Origin of the sequence: Kurthia zopfii (assembly GCF_003143955.1) — a bacterium.
Classification (GTDB): Bacteria; Bacillota; Bacilli; order Bacillales_A; family Planococcaceae; genus Kurthia; species Kurthia zopfii.
In genome coordinates this window covers 1-18,006 of the sequence record NZ_QFVS01000024.1, presented here as the reverse complement: position 1 = coordinate 18,006, position 18,006 = coordinate 1, and the positions used below count along the sequence as shown (strand labels likewise).

The window sequence follows — 18,006 nt, the reverse complement described above, 5'->3', positions numbered from 1 at the left end:
TATGTTAGAGTACATTAAAATGCCACAACTTGGTGAAAGTGTTACAGAAGGTACAATTGATCGTTGGTTAGTAAAGCCAGGGGATCAAGTTGAACAGTATGATTCATTAGCTGAATTGACGACGGATAAAGTAACTGCTGACTTACCTTCACAATTGTCAGGTACCATTCAAGAAATTTTAGTTCAAGAAGGGGAAACGGTTGCTGTAGGAGAAATCGTTTGTTCTATAGTGGTTGAGCATGAAGGAACGCAAGAAACTTCTACCGCAACAGAAGCGGTTGTTCAAAGTCCTGTTGAAAAACCTGTGAAATCTGCTACTAAATCAGATGCAACTTCTAAAAAACGCGTTTCACCAGTAGTAGGGAAATTAATTGATGAGTATCATTTAAATATTGATTTAATAGAAGGAACTGGTTCGGGTGGTCGTGTTACGCGTAAAGATGTTATGCGCGCAGTCGAATCTGGGATCATGTCGTCGCAACTAACGCATGAAGAAAAACCAGCTATTCGAGATACGCAGGTGAAAGAAGCTACACCTGAAGAAAACGGGGATGTTGTTATTCCAGTTACTTCAATTCGCAAAACAATCGCAAAACGTATGACGGATAGTGTGACGCAAATCCCACATGCGTGGATGACGATTGAAGTGGATGTTACAGATTTAGTGAAATTAAGAAATGCTCATAAAAATCAATTTAAAGAGCAAGAAGGCTATAACTTAACGTATTTTGCCTTTTTCGTAAAAGCAGTTGCGCAAGCATTAAAAGAGTATCCGATGATGAATTCTGTATGGAAAGGTGATTCAATCATTCAGAAGAAAGCAGTCAATATGTCAATTGCGGTCGCTTCAGATGATGAATTATTCGTACCTGTGATTCAAAACTGTGATCAACTTTCAATTGCTGGGATTGCTAGTCAAATTGCGAGCTTAGCTGAAAAAGGTCGTAAAAAGCGCCTATCTGTTCAAGATATGTCAGGTGGTACATTTACGGTGAATAATACTGGTTCATTCGGTTCGGTTCATTCAGCGGGTATCATTAATGCGCCACAAGCAGCGATTTTACAAGTCGAATCGATTGTCAAAAAACCCGTGATCATCGGCGACGGAATGTTTGCTGCACGCGATATGGTAAATTTATGTTTATCATTAGATCATCGAATTTTAGATGGTTTGATTTGCGGTAAGTTTCTCGCTCGCGTCAAAGAATTGCTAGAAAACATGAATATTTCAAGCACTTCTGTATATTAAGAACAGTCAGAAAACCATTCTTTAATGGTTTTCTGATTTTTTTTTTCTTTTCCGTTCACCTTTTCTTGTGTAGAATAGAACATAGAATCATTGAAGGGGGGAAGCGTCAACGCGTCCGTATGACAAACATGAGAGAAGTAAATTTCGAAAAACCAAGCTATGAAGATTGGAAGGTTGCTGCTGAATCAGCATTGAAAGGCAAACCTTTTGAATCACTGTTGACTAAAACAATCGAGGGGATTACACTCGAACCACTTTATACAAAGGAAACTCTTTTTGAGAAATTAGATGGGAAATTAGAAGAACAAACTTCTACGATTCGATCTATGAAAACTGAAGGTGCATTTGGGGTCGCACAAGCAGCATATGGTAATAATATTGAAGAATTTGTTGCGCAATCAGAAGAATCGATTAAAAGAGGAAACGAATTTGTTTCAATTGGAAAAGTGAATTTTAATTGGACAGATGAGGCACTTCAAAAGCTCGGTACACTATTATCAAATCATCCTTTCCGAATAAATGTTGAGGATCCAGCGGTTCTTAATGTTTTTAAATATATTGAAAATAAAAATCAAATTGGTTATATCCAATCAAACGAGCATTACACTATCGAAGGTTTTCCGAATGTTCGAAATACAAACGCTTACACGGTGGATGCCCATTACAATGGCGCGACATCTACTCAAGAATTAGCAATTGCATTAGCACAAGCAGCTGATCAAATAAAAGATACAAACTTTGAAGATTTTGAGAAAAAATTCTTCGCGTCTTTCGCAGTTGATACGCACTTCTTTATGGCGGTTTCTAAAATCCGTGCATTCAGAGTATTATGGAAAGCGTTTGCAAAAGCATATGGAATTGAAAAGCCGCAGCCGGTTAAGATTTTAACAGAAACTTCATTACGCTCATTTTCTAAATTAGACGTATATGTAAACTTGTTAAGAGCTGGCAACGAAGCATTTTCTGCCGTAATTGGTGGAGCGGATTTAGTAACCGTTCACCCTCACAATATTTTGACTGGTCCAACGAATCAATCAGTTCGTATTGCACGAAATGTAGCATTAGTAATTAAAGAAGAATCTCAAGTAACGCGCGTTTTCGATCCTGCAGGTGGATCATACTTCATCGAAACATTAACGAATGAGTTAGTGAAAGATGCTTGGGCTTACTTCTTGGAAATTCAAGAAGCTGGCGGTTACACTGCTGCGAAATCAATGATTGACACTGATTTAGAAAAATCTTGGAATGAACGTATTGAAAAAGTTCAAAAACGTAAAACTGTACTAGTAGGAACGAATAATTACGCAGATCCAACTGAAGAAGTGCCTTCAGAAGATTTTGTGACTGTGAATCGTTTAGCAGAGCCATTTGAAAATTTAAGAATTGCTTTCAAAGAGCATCCGATGAATGTTCAAATTATTCCATTTGGTCAATTGAAAACGACGAAACCAAGAACTGATTTTGTGAAAGGTGTGCTTGCTACTGCTGGGATTGAACCAGAAGTAACAGAGCCATCGACTGACATTTCTATCATTCAACAAACGCTGAAAAATTCGACAGCTGATTATGTTATTATTTCGGCAACAGATGATGATTTAACTGAAAATATTGATGCGATTCTAGCTGCAAAACCAGCAACTGTCATTTTAGATGCTGCAGGTAAGTTCAAAACTGATTGGACTGAGCGTGGATTAAATAGTTATGTATTTGCAGGAATCAATATTTACGAAAAATTAACGGGCGTACAAGCAAGTATGAAGGAGGTTCAACGATGAGCATGCCAAAATTCAATCAAGTGAACATCGATGAAGTTTTAACAAATGAACAAATTACAGCGGATGAGCAAACTTTTTTATCAAATGAAGATATTGAAGTGAAATCGGTTTACACAGCTGTAGATAATGAAGGGTTAAAACACTTAAATGACTTAGCTGGTATCGCGCCAAATACACGTGGACCTTACCCTACAATGTACGTAGGTAGACCTTGGACTATTCGTCAATATGCAGGTTTCTCTACTGCCGAAGAATCAAATGCCTTTTACCGCCGTAACTTAGCGATGGGGCAAAAAGGACTTTCAGTAGCATTCGATTTAGCGACTCACCGTGGCTATGACTCAGATCACCCCCGTGTAACAGGTGATGTTGGTAAAGCCGGCGTAGCAATCGATTCAGTAGAAGATACGTCAATCCTGTTCTCTGGTATTCCATTGGATCAAATGTCAGTTTCGATGACGATGAATGGTGCTGTATTACCAATTTTAGCATTCTATATTGTGACAGCAGAAGAACAAGGTGTATCACCTGACAAACTAGCTGGTACAATTCAAAATGATATTTTAAAGGAATATATGGTTCGTAACACATATATTTATCCACCAGAAATGTCGATGAAAATTATTGCGGATATTTTTGAATATACATCAAAATTCATGCCGAAATTCAACTCGATTTCGATTTCGGGCTACCATATTCAAGAAGCAGGCGCTACGAATGATATTGAATTAGCTTATACACTTGCAGATGGACTTGAATATGTTCGTACAGGTTTAAAAGCTGGCATCGATATCGATAAGTTTGCTCCACGTCTATCATTCTTCTGGGCGATTGGTATGAACTATTATATGGAAATCGCAAAAATGCGTGCAGCACGTCGTATTTGGGCTCAAATGATGTCTACATTTAACCCGAAAAACCCTAAAACATTAGCTTTACGTACGCACTCGCAAACATCTGGATGGTCTCTAACAGAACAAGATCCATTTAATAATGTAACGCGTACACTAATTGAGGCAAATGCTGCAACAATGGGGCATACACAATCGTTGCATACGAATGCATTAGATGAAGCAATCGCATTACCGACTGACTTCTCAGCACGAATCGCACGTAATACGCAACTATTCTTACAAGAAGAAACGACGATGACGAAAACAATTGATCCATGGGGTGGTTCATATTATGTTGAGAAATTAACGGATGAACTTACGGAATCAGCATGGAAGTTAATTAATGAAATCGAAGAATTAGGTGGTATGGCAAAAGCGATTGAAACAGGCCTTCCGAAGATGAAAGTGGAAGAAGCAGCTGCGAAACGCCAAGCTAAGATTGACTCGAAATCAGAAACGATTATCGGCGTTAATAAATATCGCTTAACAGAAGAAGAACCAATTGAAATCTTAGATATCGATAACACGCTAGTGCGCCAATCTCAAATTGACCGTATTAATAAGATGAAAGACGATCGTGATGATGCGGAAGTTCAACGTCATTTAGTTCGTCTGACAAAAGCGGCTCAAGATGGTGGCGAGAATTTACTAGCTGTGGCAGTTGATGCAGCTCGCGCTCGTGCTACACTTGGCGAAATTTCAGATGCAATTGAAGATATCTCAGGTCGTCATAAAGCGATCATTCGTTCAATTAGCGGTGTTTACGCATCTAACTACTCTGATCGTGAAGCAATTCGCGAAGTAAAAGAAATGACAGATGAATTTTTAGAAAATGAAGGTCGTCGCCCACGTATTTTAGTAGCTAAAATGGGACAAGATGGTCATGACCGTGGTGCGAAAGTCGTTGCAACTGCATATGCAGACTTTGGCTTTGACGTTGATATTTCGCCATTATTCATGACGCCAGAAGAAGCGGCTATTATGGCTGTAGAAAATGATGTTCACTGTGTAGGCGTATCTTCATTAGCAGCCGGACATAAAACATTAGTACCAGAATTAATGGCTGAACTGAAAAAACTTGGTCGTGAAGATATTGTCGTAATTGTAGGTGGCGTTATTCCAGCACAAGATTATGATTTCTTATATGAAGCAGGAGCAGCAGCAATTTTCGGACCTGGTACGGTATTGCCGATTGCTTCTCAAAAAATGATTGAAATCATTTACGAAAGACTAGGATACGAAGAAGCTTAATGTCAGATCACGAATCTGCTTTATTTGTACAACCAGGGGTTAAGGCAGTACATGATGGCATGGAGCCGATGAAAAGACGTAAATTTGTAAAAAAGAGAAAGCCAGTTGATATTGAACAGTTGGCTACAGATGTGAAGTCTGGATCTAAACTGCATTTAGCGAAAGCTATTACTTTATTAGAAAGTTCAAATCTCGAGGATAAAGTAGAAGGTCAGTCACTATTAAAAACATTGCTAAGTTATACTGGTAAATCAATAAGAATCGGTATTACTGGGGTCCCAGGAGCAGGTAAGAGTACTTTTATCGAAACTTTTGGAAAAATGTTAATTGATGCTGGTCATCGGGTAGCTGTTCTAGCAATCGACCCAAGTTCTTCCATTACAGGTGGCAGTATTTTAGGGGATAAAACGCGCATGGAAGAATTGTCGCGTGAACCGAAAGCATTTATCCGACCATCGCCATCTGCCGGGACATTAGGTGGCGTGCATAAGAAAACGCGTGAAACAATGTTACTTTGTGAAGCTGCTGGATACGATGTCATCTTAATTGAAACGGTTGGCGTCGGTCAAAGTGAGACAATTGTCCGAGGTATGGTTGATTTCTTCCTATTACTAGTACTAACGGGTGCTGGTGATGAACTTCAAGGAATGAAAAAAGGTATTATGGAATTGGCGGATACCATCGTCGTGCATAAAGCAGATGGAGATAATGTTCGAAATGCGAAGAAAACAGTCGCAGAGTATAAGCAAATGATTCATTTATTGCAGCCTGCAACGCCAAAATGGACGACTAAGGCAATGTCCGCTTCATCTTATGAGCGTAAGGGCCTGGATAAAATTTGGACGACAATTGAAGAATTTAGATTACAAGGATTAGAAAACGGGGGTTGGAATACACGTCGCAATGATCAAACGACAGATTGGTTTAAGGCGATGATTTTAGATCAATTAGTAGATGACTTCTACGGTACACCTGGCAAGAAAGAAACTGTAGCTGCGCTCGAAAAAGAGATTTTAAAAGGCGAGCTAACCGTTGCACAAGGAATCGAACAACTTTTTAAATAATAAATCATAAAGAGGCGTTGGCTACTAGTTAGCTAACGCTTTTTTATTCATTCCTTTCAATTAGTACAACTCTCTAGTCTATATAAGGAAAAGAAAAGGTTAACAAAAAGAGAAACCGTGCGTTCACACGATTTCTCACGATAAATACTATTCAATTGGAACCCATACTTCAATATTTGATAAATCTTTACCTTTGTACTTTTCAAAACTAATGCCAGGGCGATGTGTATAATCTTGATTACTACTCAATGATCTGAATGCTTCGTCAATTTCTTGAATAGAATCAATCTTACCGATTAAATAACGACCTGCAGCAATTTTTGTGCTTTCAGTTGGTACTTCTTTAGGCATGTAATCATCTTTAATGCCCGCTAAGTATTCAATACCATCCTCTGTTAAATTCACAAATACGCCGTATAATACATCATGCTGTACGTCGTAATCTTCCAGCACCTCTGCAAGTTCTTCCCATTGTTCTGAAATATCGTCTGTTTTACATTCATGAATCTTCAATCCTGAGATGGTAAAATCCTTTACTTCTTGAGTTCTAATTTGCATTTGCTGGAATCCTCCCTACATATTGAATTATTATGTTACAACTAAAGTATATAGGATAATGGCTGATTCGTAAAATAATTCTGATAAATTATTCAGTATTTATTTTCTCGTTTCCCCTCCATATCATTTGCAATATTACTTTATGTGAAATATGCGATTCACAAGCTTTGATTTCATTTCAAAGTATTGTATAGTAGATAATGTATTTGAAGGGAGATTATTAAAATGAACGATTACGATTTATTTTATCAAGATATGTTAAGCCAAGCTCGTGGCGAACTTTCGGGCAATGGTTATGAAGAATTAAGAACAGCTGAAGAAGTTGAAGCAGCTGTAAAACGTGAAGGTACTACTTTATTCATGGTGAACTCTGTATGTGGTTGTGCAGGCGGAATCGCTCGCCCAGCAGCAGTACATTCAATCAACTATCCTAAACGTCCAGATCATTTTGTGACTGTTTTTGCTGGTCAAGATAAAGAAGCAACTGCAATGGCTAGAATGTTCTTCGGTGAAGATCACATTCCGTCATCTCCATCATTCGTATTAATGAAAGATGGCCAAGCTGTAGCAGAAGTACCTCGTCATGAAATTGAAGGACATGAGCCAATGTCAGTAATCACAAATATTCAATCACAATTTGAAGAATATTGTGAAGAAGTTTAAAGTGTTTGATCAGTAGCTGCAATTTAAAGCTACTGATTTTTTTTGTTAAGAGCGTGTAAACTTAGAAATCCGAGCGTTTACATAGTAAAAACTATGGTAATCTATATGTAAGAGGAGGCGGAGTATGCAACTTAAAAAGTTTTCAATTGGATACCGTACTTTAAAAACAGCAATTGGTATTGCGATTTCGATTGGGCTAGCATCACTTCTACAGTTAGAGTACTATACTTCTGCTGGGATACTAACCATACTTTGCATTCAAACAACGAAACGTAAATCTATTCACGCAATTTATACGAGGGTTTTCGCATCATTTCTTGTCATGCTACTATCGTATCTATTCTTTTCAATCGGCGGATATAATGTCGCATCATTAGGGTTACTCGTGCTAATATTTATTCCATTTCTTGTGATGTTCAAAATAACACCAGGATTTGTATCAAGCGTCGTCATTTTGTTACATATTTTCGATTCAGCAAACTTCACATTCGATTTATTATTGAATGAATTACTTATAATGCTAGTCGGATTTGGTGTAGGTTTCCTTGTGAATTTCTATATGCCAGACATTAGTAAAGGTTTGAATAAACACCGAATAGCAATTGAAGATGCTTATAGTACCATTTTTCATGAAATAGAGAGATATCTTCGAACAGGGGATACATCTTGGGATGGTAAGGAATTAATCATCGCAAATGAACATGTTGAAAAAGGTAAATCACTTGCTTATATGGATATTGAAAACCATCTCGCACGTAAAGAAGATCTCTATTATCGTTATTTCGATATTAGGCAGAAGCAATTGGAGATCATTGAGCGTGTGTTACCAAAAATTACGAGTTTACCTGCTTCTGTAGAACATTCTACAATTGTGGCGGACTTTATCGGCGAGCTTTCCGAAAACGTCCATTCAGGCAATACAGTTGTGGAAAATCGTAAGAAATTAAGAAAGGTTCGAGATGAGTTTGAAGAAATGCCGCTGCCAAAAACGCATGAAGAATTTTTGGCGATGTCAGCTCTGTATACATTCATAGAAGAAATTGATCAATATTTCGCTGTAAAACAAGGTTTCGAAGGTTTAGATATTAAAAAAGGTAAGGTTATTCAAAAATAAATATAAAAAAGTCGAACTACAGATTAATGTAGTTCGACTTTTTACGTTACTGTGAAACCTTGTCGTTAAGAGAGGTTTCGCTCAGTTGTTCAATTAAGCAATAATTTCGGAATAGAAGTTGAGAATAGTTTCTTAGAAAAGAAAACTGATTGGATCTTCCAACGCTCAACTTGCTGTAACCAATTGAAAACAGTAAGCTTTTTAGATGTTTTCTTCGACTGAGCTTTGCTACCGCGCATAGTCGATGGCAAAAGAAGAAGTCTGTGCTAACTGTAATTGAGGAGGCGTTTTATCAATATGCATAAATGTTTGCATATAAGCATCTCCAATTACGACAGAGTAACATAAAATAAGTAAAGCTTTCATTCAATTAATCAATTTTTCATTTCCCCTTTAGGATTGTATACATAGTATTACGATTTAAAAATGAAATAGTTTCAAAATTATTTAAATATATTTATACGATTAAAGCTAAGCCAAACATAAGTGTAGAGATTACCATTACGGCAACCATAATCATAACGATTATTTTCTGTGTTTTTTTGTTCCCCACGCTAATTCGCTCCTTTGTAACAAAGTAATTTCATTTTAACAAATTTTACAGTTTCGAGCAAAGATATTCTTAAAATAGAAAACTTCCTGATCATCAATGTGAACTGTAATATATAACACAGTTAAACAACAGAAATTATTTTTAAAATGAAATTTTCGAAAAATACAATGATTTTAGAAATATGTAAAATAAAAAAACGTCATTATAGTGATTTTTAGCATGGATTTGCTCGTAGTAACGTATTTAATTGAAAAACACAGATTTTTGTATAAAATTAGATAATGCAGATTGTTCAGAAAAGTAATCGCTTGCATACGAAAAAAAACGTTATTCTTGTAGAGTTTTCTGAAAAAATCAGTTACAATTGTGTTATACAACAAAAAGGAGTTGGGGACTCGTGGAGAATGTTGATCACATTGGAATCGCAGTTAAGGATCTTGACGCGCGAATTACATATTATACTAATGTGCTAGGTATGAAACTTTTAAATGTAGAGGAAGTTCAATCTGAACAAGTACGTGTTGCTTTTTTAGATGGTGGAAACACACATATTGAACTGCTCGAACCACTTTCAGAAGAAAGCGCTATTTATAAACATATTGAGAAGCGTGGAGAAGGAATTCACCATATTGCTCTAAATGTTATTGGAATTGAAGCAGAAATGGAACGCATGGCAAGTGAAGGGGCGCGTCTATTATCTGATCAGCCAAAACCAGGTGCAGGCGGAGCAAAAGTTGCGTTTGTCCATCCGAAATCATCTTTCGGAGTGCTTTATGAATTAGTGGATCGATCTTAATTTAAAAGGGGAGTCGTTATTATGGATATGTACGATAAAATCAATGAATTATTTGATAAAAAGCGCGAAATCGAGCTTGGTGGCGGTGACGCAAGAATTGAAAAACAACATGAAAAAGGAAAGTTAACTGCACGTGAACGTATTGAACTTTTATTAGATGAAGGTACTTTCGTAGAAGTTAATCCTTTCGTAAAACATAGAACAGTAGACTTCGGCATGGCTTCAAAAGAAGGCCCTGGCGATGGTGTCGTAACAGGATACGGAAAAGTAAATGGTCGTCCTGTTTATTTATTCTCTCAAGATTTCACCGTATTTGGTGGCGCACTTGGCGAAATGCATGCTATGAAAATTGCCAATGTAATGGATTTAGCAGCAAAAACTGGCGCTCCATTCATTGGTATTAATGATTCTGGTGGCGCTCGAATTCAAGAAGGTGTACTTTCACTTGATGGCTACGGTGAGATTTTCTACCGTAACTCAATTTATTCAGGCGTAATTCCACAAATTTCTGTAATTATGGGGCCTTGTGCAGGTGGAGCGGTTTATTCACCAGCTATTACAGACTTCATTTTGATGGTTGAGAAAACTTCGCAAATGTTCATTACTGGACCAAAAGTTATTGAAACAGTAACAGGTGAGAAAATCTCTGCTGAAGGTCTTGGTGGAGCGAAAGTGCATAATGCAATTGCTGGTAATGCTCATTTCCGCGCACCAAGCGAAGAAGAAGCAATCGATCAAATCAAACAATTATTAAGTTATTTACCACAAAATAATACTGAAAAAGCACCAATGGTCGAATTTAACGAAAAAGATGAGTATCGTTCTGAATTAATCGACATCGTGCCAATCGATCAAACGAAATCTTATGATGTGCGTAAAGTAGTGGAGCAAGTTGCTGACCCAGGTACTTTTATGGAAGTTCAAAAAGACTTTGCTAAAAATATCGTAGTTGGATTTGCACGTATTAAAGGCGAATCAGTTGGTTTTGTCTGTAACCAACCAAAAGTATTAGCTGGTGGGCTTGATATCGATTCATCTGATAAACTAGCTCGCTTCGTCCGTACTTGTGATTCATTCAATGTTCCGGTTATTACATTTGAAGACGTAACTGGTTTCTTCCCAGGCGTAAAACAAGAACATGGCGGAATTATTCGTCATGGTGCGAAAATCTTATTTGCTTATTCAGAAGCAACAGTTCCTAAAATCACTGTTATTTTACGTAAAGCATACGGCGGCGCATATGTGGCACTAAATTCTAAATCAATTGGTGCTGATATGGTTTACGCTTGGCCAAACGCTGAAATCGCAGTAATGGGAGCAGCTGGAGCGGCGAATATTATTCATGCAGGTGAGATCGCTAAGTCTGATGATCCTGAAGCAACTCGCGCACAAAAGATTGAAGAATATAAAGAGAAATTCGCAAATCCATATGTTGCGGCATCTCATGGCTTAGTGGATGATATTATTGATCCGAGAGAAACGCGTCTTAAACTAATCCAATCATTAGAAATGCTACGCAATAAGCAAGAGGATCGACCGAAGAAAAAACACGGAAATATTCCACTTTAATAAATGGAACCAAAGTTCGCTTTTTGAACTTTGGTTTTTTTATATAGATGAGATTTTGCTGTAGAGGCAGTTCATAGTATAATAATGTGAGATGAGGGGGTTTTTACAATGGGAATTTTGGGAAAAATGAAGAAAGCAGAACCTGTCTTTTGGCAAAATGATGCAAAGAAAAGTTGGGCAGAAATAAAGGATTTACCGATCTCAATTAATGAAATTGATGAAGCTGCTCAAAGACTTCAGCGATTCGCATCTTTTTTTCTAAAAGTCCGACCTGAAACTGAATCGAAGAATGGTTTAATTGAATCAGATTTATTCCATGCAAAAAACCTCGAAAAACAATATGCACGAACGAATGAGCAAATCTTTTTGAAGCGAGATGATCGTCTACCGATTGCTGGTTCAATAAAAGCGCGCGGTGGAATTTACGAAGTGCTTAAATTCGCAGAACAAGTTGCGATGGAAAATACGATGATTGATCCAACTAAGGATTATGCTCAATTTGCAAATAAGCAATTCAAAGAACTATTTTCAAACTATGAAATAATCGTTGGTTCGACTGGGAATCTAGGATTAAGTATCGGTATGATGAGTGCTATTCTAGGATTTAGTGTGACAGTACATATGTCGAATGACGCGAAGCAGTGGAAAAAAGATCAGTTGAGAGAAAATGGTGTGACAGTTGTCGAACATGCAGGCGATTATAGTAAAGCGGTTGAAAGAGGCAGACAAGAAGCTAGCGAGAATAAAAATGCGCATTTTATAGATGATGAAAATTCTATGGATTTATTTGCGGGCTATGCTGTAGCGGCGAGGCGTTTAGAAGATCAATTAAGCCAATACGGGGTACAGTACAGTGAACAGAAGCCGATTTCTGTCTATTTACCATGCGGAGTAGGTGGAGGTCCTGGCGGCGTTGTTTTTGGCTTAAAAACGATTTTTGGAGATGCGGTTAAATGTTATTTCATTGAGCCAGTACAATCACCATGCATGCTCCTAGGTATGGTAACGGGCAAACATCATCAAATTTCGGTTCAGGAAATTGGATTAACGAATTTGACAATTGCAGATGGATTAGCAGTCGGCACACCCTCAAAATTTGTTGGAGAAATGATGATGTCACTTTTAGATGGCATATTTACTGTAACAGATGATCAACTTATTCAATTTATGGATTGTTTCCATTCGAATGAGGCAATTATGATTGAACCTTCTGCAGCAGCAACATTAATAGGAATCGACCACGGTGAGACGATGAGTAATACAAATATTCTATGGCTTACAGGTGGAGGATTAGTCCCACAAAATGAGTGGGAACAATATTTTAAGAGGTGATTGAAGTATGTTTTGGAAAAAGAAAAAAATTACTGAAGAATCATCACCAGAAGAAGTTATACAAGAAGTTGAAGAAATTGATGAGATCCATGAATTAACGAAAGCGGTGGCGACAGAGCGCGAATATATCGATATTCAAAAAGAAAGTTTACCGATTGATGTCGTTGAAATGTGTCACTTTTTCAATGAATTGCCATCGATGATTCCTGTATCATTATTGAAGAAAAATGAAGAGGCGATTGATTATTTCCGGACATTCACAGGTACATATGTTGGAACACCTTTTGAATTTTATCAAACGGTCGTCCTGTTTTATTATAAAAATTGGCATAATCCAGAGTTTCCATTTGAAGGATCGCAATTAGAATTTGTCTTTTCGAAAGTCGCTCAAAATATAAGTGAGCAAATCGTGGCAGGTGTTGAAAATTCCTATCAAGAGATTGAACAACTCGTAATTGAAAATCCTAAAGCATTCTACTTCCATGAAGATCAAATTGAAGTTCATGCGAATCGTTTTATGAGGCGTTTGATCACCATGATTCCCCAGTTCGAATACTCGGATTACTATACGCCAATTGAATCGGAATTTGTTATTTTAGGAAATGAAATCTATCGCGATGTACTGGATCTTTTTTATGATTTAGAACATCGGGATTTTAGTGAGTTTGATCGTATTTACCGCTTATTAGAACAAAATGAAACACTTATGTCCACACCGGATTTAATGCCTGTAAAAGCGCTGTTTTACTATCCTATTAAGCATGTTGAAATTATTCGAGTATTGCAATACATCCGAATACAGCGACTGCAAGAGGTAATTCTTCAAGCTTTGCAATATGATTTATCGACTCAAATCGAAAGTATAAAGACGGTACGCGTATTGGAACAGTATTTACTAAATGAAAATGAACGACTTTATTCGCAGTCTAAGGAAGTACATTTACAAAATCAACGCGTGCTTTCACTATTCTTCGCTAGTTATTATTTTGAAAAAGGAATTGATGATGCTTTTGACAGTCCAAAGGTTCGCAATTGTTTAAATGAACTAGTCGAGAGAAAAAAAGTGATGGCGCAAGATTTAGAATTTGTAAAAGAGCTTGAAATACTCATTAAAAGAGCGTACTATGAACATCAATTATTAGCCGGCAATTAAGTAATAAAAAGCCTATTGTGTTAAAATGGAAATATATTTATATAATAAAGGGGACATTTACATGACAAGTCGCGTAGTTACAGAATTTTTAGAATTAGTTCAAATTGATTCAGAAACCTTCCATGAGGAAAAAATTTCACCTGTATTACAAGAGAAGCTGAAAGCATTAGGATTCAATGTTTTCGTAGATGATGCACATACGCGTAATGGCCATGCATCAGGTAATATTATCGCTACATTACCAGGTAATGTGGATGCTGATACAATTTACTTCACGACTCATATGGATACAGTAGTACCAGGCGTTGGTATTAAACCAATCATTAAAGAAGATGGTTATATCTATTCAGATGGTACGACAATTTTAGGTGCAGATGATAAAGCAGGTATTGCGGCACTTTTAGAATTAGGTAAAAGAATTAAAGAAGAAAAGATCGAACATGGTACGATTGAGTATATTATTACAGCAGGAGAAGAATCAGGTTTAGCTGGTGCGAAAGAATTAGATCCAGCATTAGTTACGGCTAAATATGGTTTTGCTGTAGATTCAGATGGGAAAGTTGGCGGCATCGTTACAGCTGCACCATTCCAAACGAAAATTGAAGCGACTTTACGTGGTAAAACAGCTCACGCTGGTGTAGAACCTGAAAAAGGAATTTCAGCTATTACAATCGCTGCAAAAGCAATTGCAAAAATGAAATTAGGACGTTTAGATGCTGAAACAACAGCAAATATTGGTCGTTTTGAAGGCGGTAAAGCGACGAATATCGTTTGTGATGAAGCTTATGTTCTTGCTGAATGTCGTTCATTAAATGAAGAAAAGCTTGCTGTCCAAGAAAACCATATGAAAGCGGTATTTGAAGAAGCGGCTGCAGAAATGGGCGGAGAAGCAGAAGTTGATGTGAAACGTATGTATCCTGGATTCCATTTTGCTGAAGAAGATTTAGTTGTTCAAGTAGCTAAAGAAGCTGCAGTAAATATTGGTCGTGAAGCGAAAATCATGCAATCTGGTGGCGGTAGTGATGCCAATGTCATTGCAGGATTTGGCATTCCAACAGTAAACTTAGCAGTTGGTTATGAAAATATTCATACGACGAAAGAATGTATTCCAGTTGTAGAATTAGAGAAATTAGCTGATTTACTAGTTGAAGTAGTGAAAGTTTCTGCAACTAAAAAAGCATAAATAGAATAAAAAGGCCAATTCAATGCAAAATTGAGTTGGTCTTTTTTCTAATTATAATGAAAAAAATGTTTATAAATAAGGACAAAAGTAATGATTTATAGTAAGATGAATAAAGTATAAAGACTTACTACAAGGGGGATTTTTGAATGTCTAACACAAAAGTAATTGTATTTCGTTGTGGTAAAGAGGAATATGCTATTTCTGTAGATTATATTATTTCAATTGAAAAAGTAGAGGATACAAATCGTATTCCACATTTACCTATATTCGTGGAAGGCATTACTAGAAATCGTGGGAAATTACTGCCGATTCTTGATTTTGAACAAATTTTATATAGTCAAAAAGCTGTTGGAATGGAATGTAAGTTGCTAATGATTCAAATTGAAGGATTTAGCTTTGCATTGAAAGTGATGGAAGCGAAAGAAATCCTAGATATTCCGATGAGTAATCTTCAAGATATCGGATTAATGAGCTACAGTAAGACAAAATATTTTACTGCAGTGGCAAATTTAGATGAACGTATGATCACGGTCATCTCACCTGAAATTCTCGTCGATTCATTAGAAGGAATCAAAGAAATAAAACAATATATGCAAGAATTACAACAGCAGGAATTAGAAAAATAAAAAAACACACAAGGTCTATTACTCACTAAGAGTGATCAGAACCTTGTTTTTTATTTTACAATTAGGTAAATAGTAACCGTATTCATTAATAATAGTCATTACATTAAGAATTATTTGAAAATTTTAAAATGTTCTAATGTCCTACTTTAAGCGTTAATTCTTTCTTTCATGCCGCAATCATGTTAAATGGTTAAAAAAGTTAATTAGTCCTTAGTAATCAATCTAATCAAAATGTATTGTTTGTCATTAATTTGTTTTTTATACTTTAATAAGATCAATACACGACAATTGAATAGTTAATAGAGGTGCTGCGAGAGCGGCGTAAAAGGAATTAGGTGAAAATCCTAAGCGGTCCAGCCACTGTAATATGATTTGATTATTTTTTAATACCACTGGGAAACTGGGAAGGTAGAATAATCGCAAAAATCTATAGCCAGGAAACTTGCCTATATTAGTCGATGATCATGCCTTCTTGGATTGAGGTTATGTGTTCTTTTTATTATGAAAATAATGAATTGTTCATACCAATCTATTTAGGATTGGTATTTTTTATTTTCCAAGGGGGAAAATGGGAGAAGGGGAGAAATGAAAATGAAAAAATTAGGAGTATGGTTCTTATCGCTTATGGTAGCGCTTTCAATTATTTTACCATTTGCTCAATTTGAAGCTGAAGCAAAAGCATTCGATCCAAATGCAGAGTATAAAGATATAAATCTGCGCTTTTGGAATGATGAAAAACCAAATCAGCGTTTCTATATAAACGCAGCGTCAAGGTATATTTTAGAAACTGTAAAGAAACCTGAGATGGGGTCGACATTTGGAGAATGGTCAGTAATGGATTTACTAAGAGGGATGTACACAGGGGCAGATTATATTAATTACATTCCAGAAAATTATTTTACAGATTATAAAAGTCGAATTGATACATATGTAAAGGACATAGATGGAAATTTAGATCGAAATAAGTCAACTGAGTGGTCACGTCTTACATTATCGATGACTTCATTAGGTTTTCCGATTACAGATATCGCCGGCTATGACTTTGTGGATCGTCTTGCACAATCACATAAGTTCTCTTATCGACAAGGGATTAATGGACCGATTTGGGAAATCATCGCGTTGAATACGGGTGGGTACGAATTTCCTGAAACACCTTCTAAGTTTGTGGAAGGTGACATAAATACGGTTGGTAAGATGATCGATTATATTATGAAATTAGAAATAACGGATAAAACGAATAAAAAAGGTGGATGGGCTTTATTCGGTAAAGTTCCTGATCCAGATATTACAGGTATGGCACTACAATCATTAGCACCATACTATGTGGATGCGTCAAAATATCCGAAAAAAGATATTAATACATCTTATGAAGATTTTAAAAAAGCAGTTGAAAGAGCCATTAAAGTTTTATCAGAAATCCAAGCTGATGGCGGAGCGTACAAAGCATTCGGGAATATTAATGCTGAAAGTACAACACAAGTAATTGTTGCCTTAACTGCAATGAATATGGATCCAAAAGCAAAAGTAATCAATCTACCGACAATTAATGATCAAGCTCACTTCAATCAAAAAGGTGGAGTGAATGACGGTGTTTATACTGATAATATGATGGATGCATTATATACATTCTTTGCGGAGCGTTCGGGTTCTTCTCCTGAAGTATCAGGATTTAAACATGTTACTTCTGGCTATGATGGAGGTGGTGGTTCTGGTACCGGTGTCAATGCTATGGGAACAGATCAATCTCTATACGGATTAATTGCATATGACCGATACATTAATAAAGAAAAACCACTTTATGATATGACAGATCAAAGCAATGGTCAATATAAAAACATGAAGGCAAAAAAATTCAAAGTGTTGTTTGATACTGAAGGAACTACATCGGAGGAAACATATTCACCATATGCGACACTAAATATTCCGGCAAGTTCGCCAACTTCAAACGCTAAAGTGATTACGTGGAATACGAAGAAAGATGGGAGCGGCGTAGCTTATTTACCGAATGAATTACTAGTTATGCCTGAACAGAATATTACGTTGTATGCGCAGTTTGAAAACCAGTATTTTGCGATTAATTATGAATTAAACGGTGGGGAATTTAACATCTGTTCGGTAGAATTCCCCCATCTTCTATAAGTGGGGGATGAATACCGTTCAGTTTGAGGGTTACCGTTGGTAACTCGAAAACTGATATAAAGGTCTTATCGCCTTTTTCTTTTAGCTT

At 36.6% G+C, this 18,006-nt stretch carries 15 protein-coding genes and 1 riboswitch; of the genes, 13 read left to right on the top strand and 2 right to left on the bottom strand.

Features of this window, described 5'->3' with window-relative positions:
- The first annotated feature begins 1 nt into the window (after window position 1).
- From DF281_RS09485 to meaB, 4 genes are all read left to right on the top strand, one after another.
- Complete coding sequence (locus DF281_RS09485) at window positions 2-1,249, top strand: dihydrolipoamide acetyltransferase family protein (RefSeq protein ID WP_109350020.1); 1,248 nt, start codon at window positions 2-4, stop codon at window positions 1,247-1,249.
- Window positions 1,250-1,368: 119 nt separating this feature from the next.
- A complete protein-coding gene (locus tag DF281_RS09480; RefSeq protein WP_109350019.1) occupies window positions 1,369-3,024 on the top strand; it encodes a methylmalonyl-CoA mutase family protein in 1,656 nt (551 codons plus the stop codon).
- Window positions 3,021-5,168: a methylmalonyl-CoA mutase gene (scpA, locus tag DF281_RS09475; protein WP_109350018.1), complete on the top strand. Its 2,148-nt coding sequence runs from the start codon at window positions 3,021-3,023 to the stop codon at window positions 5,166-5,168. Before DF281_RS09480 ends, scpA begins: the two co-directional genes overlap by 4 nt.
- Window positions 5,168-6,232, top strand: a complete 1,065-nt coding sequence (gene meaB, locus DF281_RS09470; protein WP_109350017.1) for a methylmalonyl Co-A mutase-associated GTPase MeaB — start codon at window positions 5,168-5,170, stop codon at window positions 6,230-6,232. The genes scpA and meaB overlap by 1 nt, the downstream gene beginning before the upstream one ends.
- A gap of 147 nt (window positions 6,233-6,379) precedes the next feature.
- Here the strand turns inward: meaB and DF281_RS09465 are convergent, their stop codons facing one another.
- A complete protein-coding gene (locus DF281_RS09465) occupies window positions 6,380-6,790 on the bottom strand; it encodes a GyrI-like domain-containing protein (protein ID WP_109350016.1) in 411 nt (136 codons plus the stop codon).
- Between the two features lie 225 nt (window positions 6,791-7,015).
- On the opposite strand from DF281_RS09465, the gene DF281_RS09460 reads away from it, so the two are divergent.
- Both DF281_RS09460 and DF281_RS09455 read left to right on the top strand, forming a co-directional pair.
- The gene (locus DF281_RS09460) at window positions 7,016-7,453 is read left to right on the top strand and encodes a BrxA/BrxB family bacilliredoxin (protein ID WP_109350015.1); all 438 of its coding nucleotides are present in this window, start codon (window positions 7,016-7,018) and stop codon (window positions 7,451-7,453) included.
- A gap of 124 nt (window positions 7,454-7,577) precedes the next feature.
- Entirely contained in the window at window positions 7,578-8,567 is a 990-nt protein-coding gene (locus tag DF281_RS09455) for an aromatic acid exporter family protein (RefSeq protein WP_109350014.1), read from the top strand.
- Window positions 8,568-9,024: 457 nt separating this feature from the next.
- Here the strand turns inward: DF281_RS09455 and prli42 are convergent, their stop codons facing one another.
- The gene (prli42, locus tag DF281_RS14745) at window positions 9,025-9,120 is read right to left on the bottom strand and encodes a stressosome-associated protein Prli42 (protein WP_166636115.1); all 96 of its coding nucleotides are present in this window, start codon (window positions 9,118-9,120) and stop codon (window positions 9,025-9,027) included.
- Window positions 9,121-9,517: 397 nt separating this feature from the next.
- Between prli42 and mce the strand changes: the two genes are divergently transcribed.
- The 7 genes from mce to DF281_RS09420 all read left to right on the top strand — a co-directional run bounded on the left by mce (window position 9,518) and on the right by DF281_RS09420 (window position 17,918).
- Window positions 9,518-9,916 carry a methylmalonyl-CoA epimerase gene (mce, locus tag DF281_RS09450; protein ID WP_109350013.1) on the top strand — a complete coding sequence of 133 codons (399 nt, stop codon included), beginning with the start codon at window positions 9,518-9,520 and terminating at the stop codon, window positions 9,914-9,916.
- A 21-nt stretch (window positions 9,917-9,937) separates the two neighbouring features.
- Window positions 9,938-11,485 (top strand): acyl-CoA carboxylase subunit beta, encoded by a 1,548-nt coding sequence (locus DF281_RS09445; protein ID WP_109350012.1) that lies wholly within the window; start codon window positions 9,938-9,940, stop codon window positions 11,483-11,485.
- A gap of 108 nt (window positions 11,486-11,593) precedes the next feature.
- Window positions 11,594-12,817: a D-serine ammonia-lyase gene (locus DF281_RS09440; protein WP_109350011.1), complete on the top strand. Its 1,224-nt coding sequence runs from the start codon at window positions 11,594-11,596 to the stop codon at window positions 12,815-12,817.
- Window positions 12,818-12,824: 7 nt separating this feature from the next.
- Window positions 12,825-13,970, top strand: a complete 1,146-nt coding sequence (locus DF281_RS09435; RefSeq protein ID WP_109350010.1) for a hypothetical protein — start codon at window positions 12,825-12,827, stop codon at window positions 13,968-13,970.
- A gap of 61 nt (window positions 13,971-14,031) precedes the next feature.
- A complete protein-coding gene (locus DF281_RS09430; RefSeq protein ID WP_109350009.1) occupies window positions 14,032-15,153 on the top strand; it encodes a M20/M25/M40 family metallo-hydrolase in 1,122 nt (373 codons plus the stop codon).
- A 146-nt stretch (window positions 15,154-15,299) separates the two neighbouring features.
- Entirely contained in the window at window positions 15,300-15,779 is a 480-nt protein-coding gene (locus DF281_RS09425; RefSeq protein ID WP_109350008.1) for a chemotaxis protein CheW, read from the top strand.
- A gap of 286 nt (window positions 15,780-16,065) precedes the next feature.
- Window positions 16,066-16,243: riboswitch (cobalamin riboswitch) on the top strand.
- A gap of 127 nt (window positions 16,244-16,370) precedes the next feature.
- Window positions 16,371-17,918, top strand: coding sequence for an InlB B-repeat-containing protein (locus DF281_RS09420; protein ID WP_166636114.1), 1,548 nt, complete (start codon window positions 16,371-16,373; stop codon window positions 17,916-17,918).
- Window positions 17,919-18,006 lie beyond the last annotated feature (88 nt).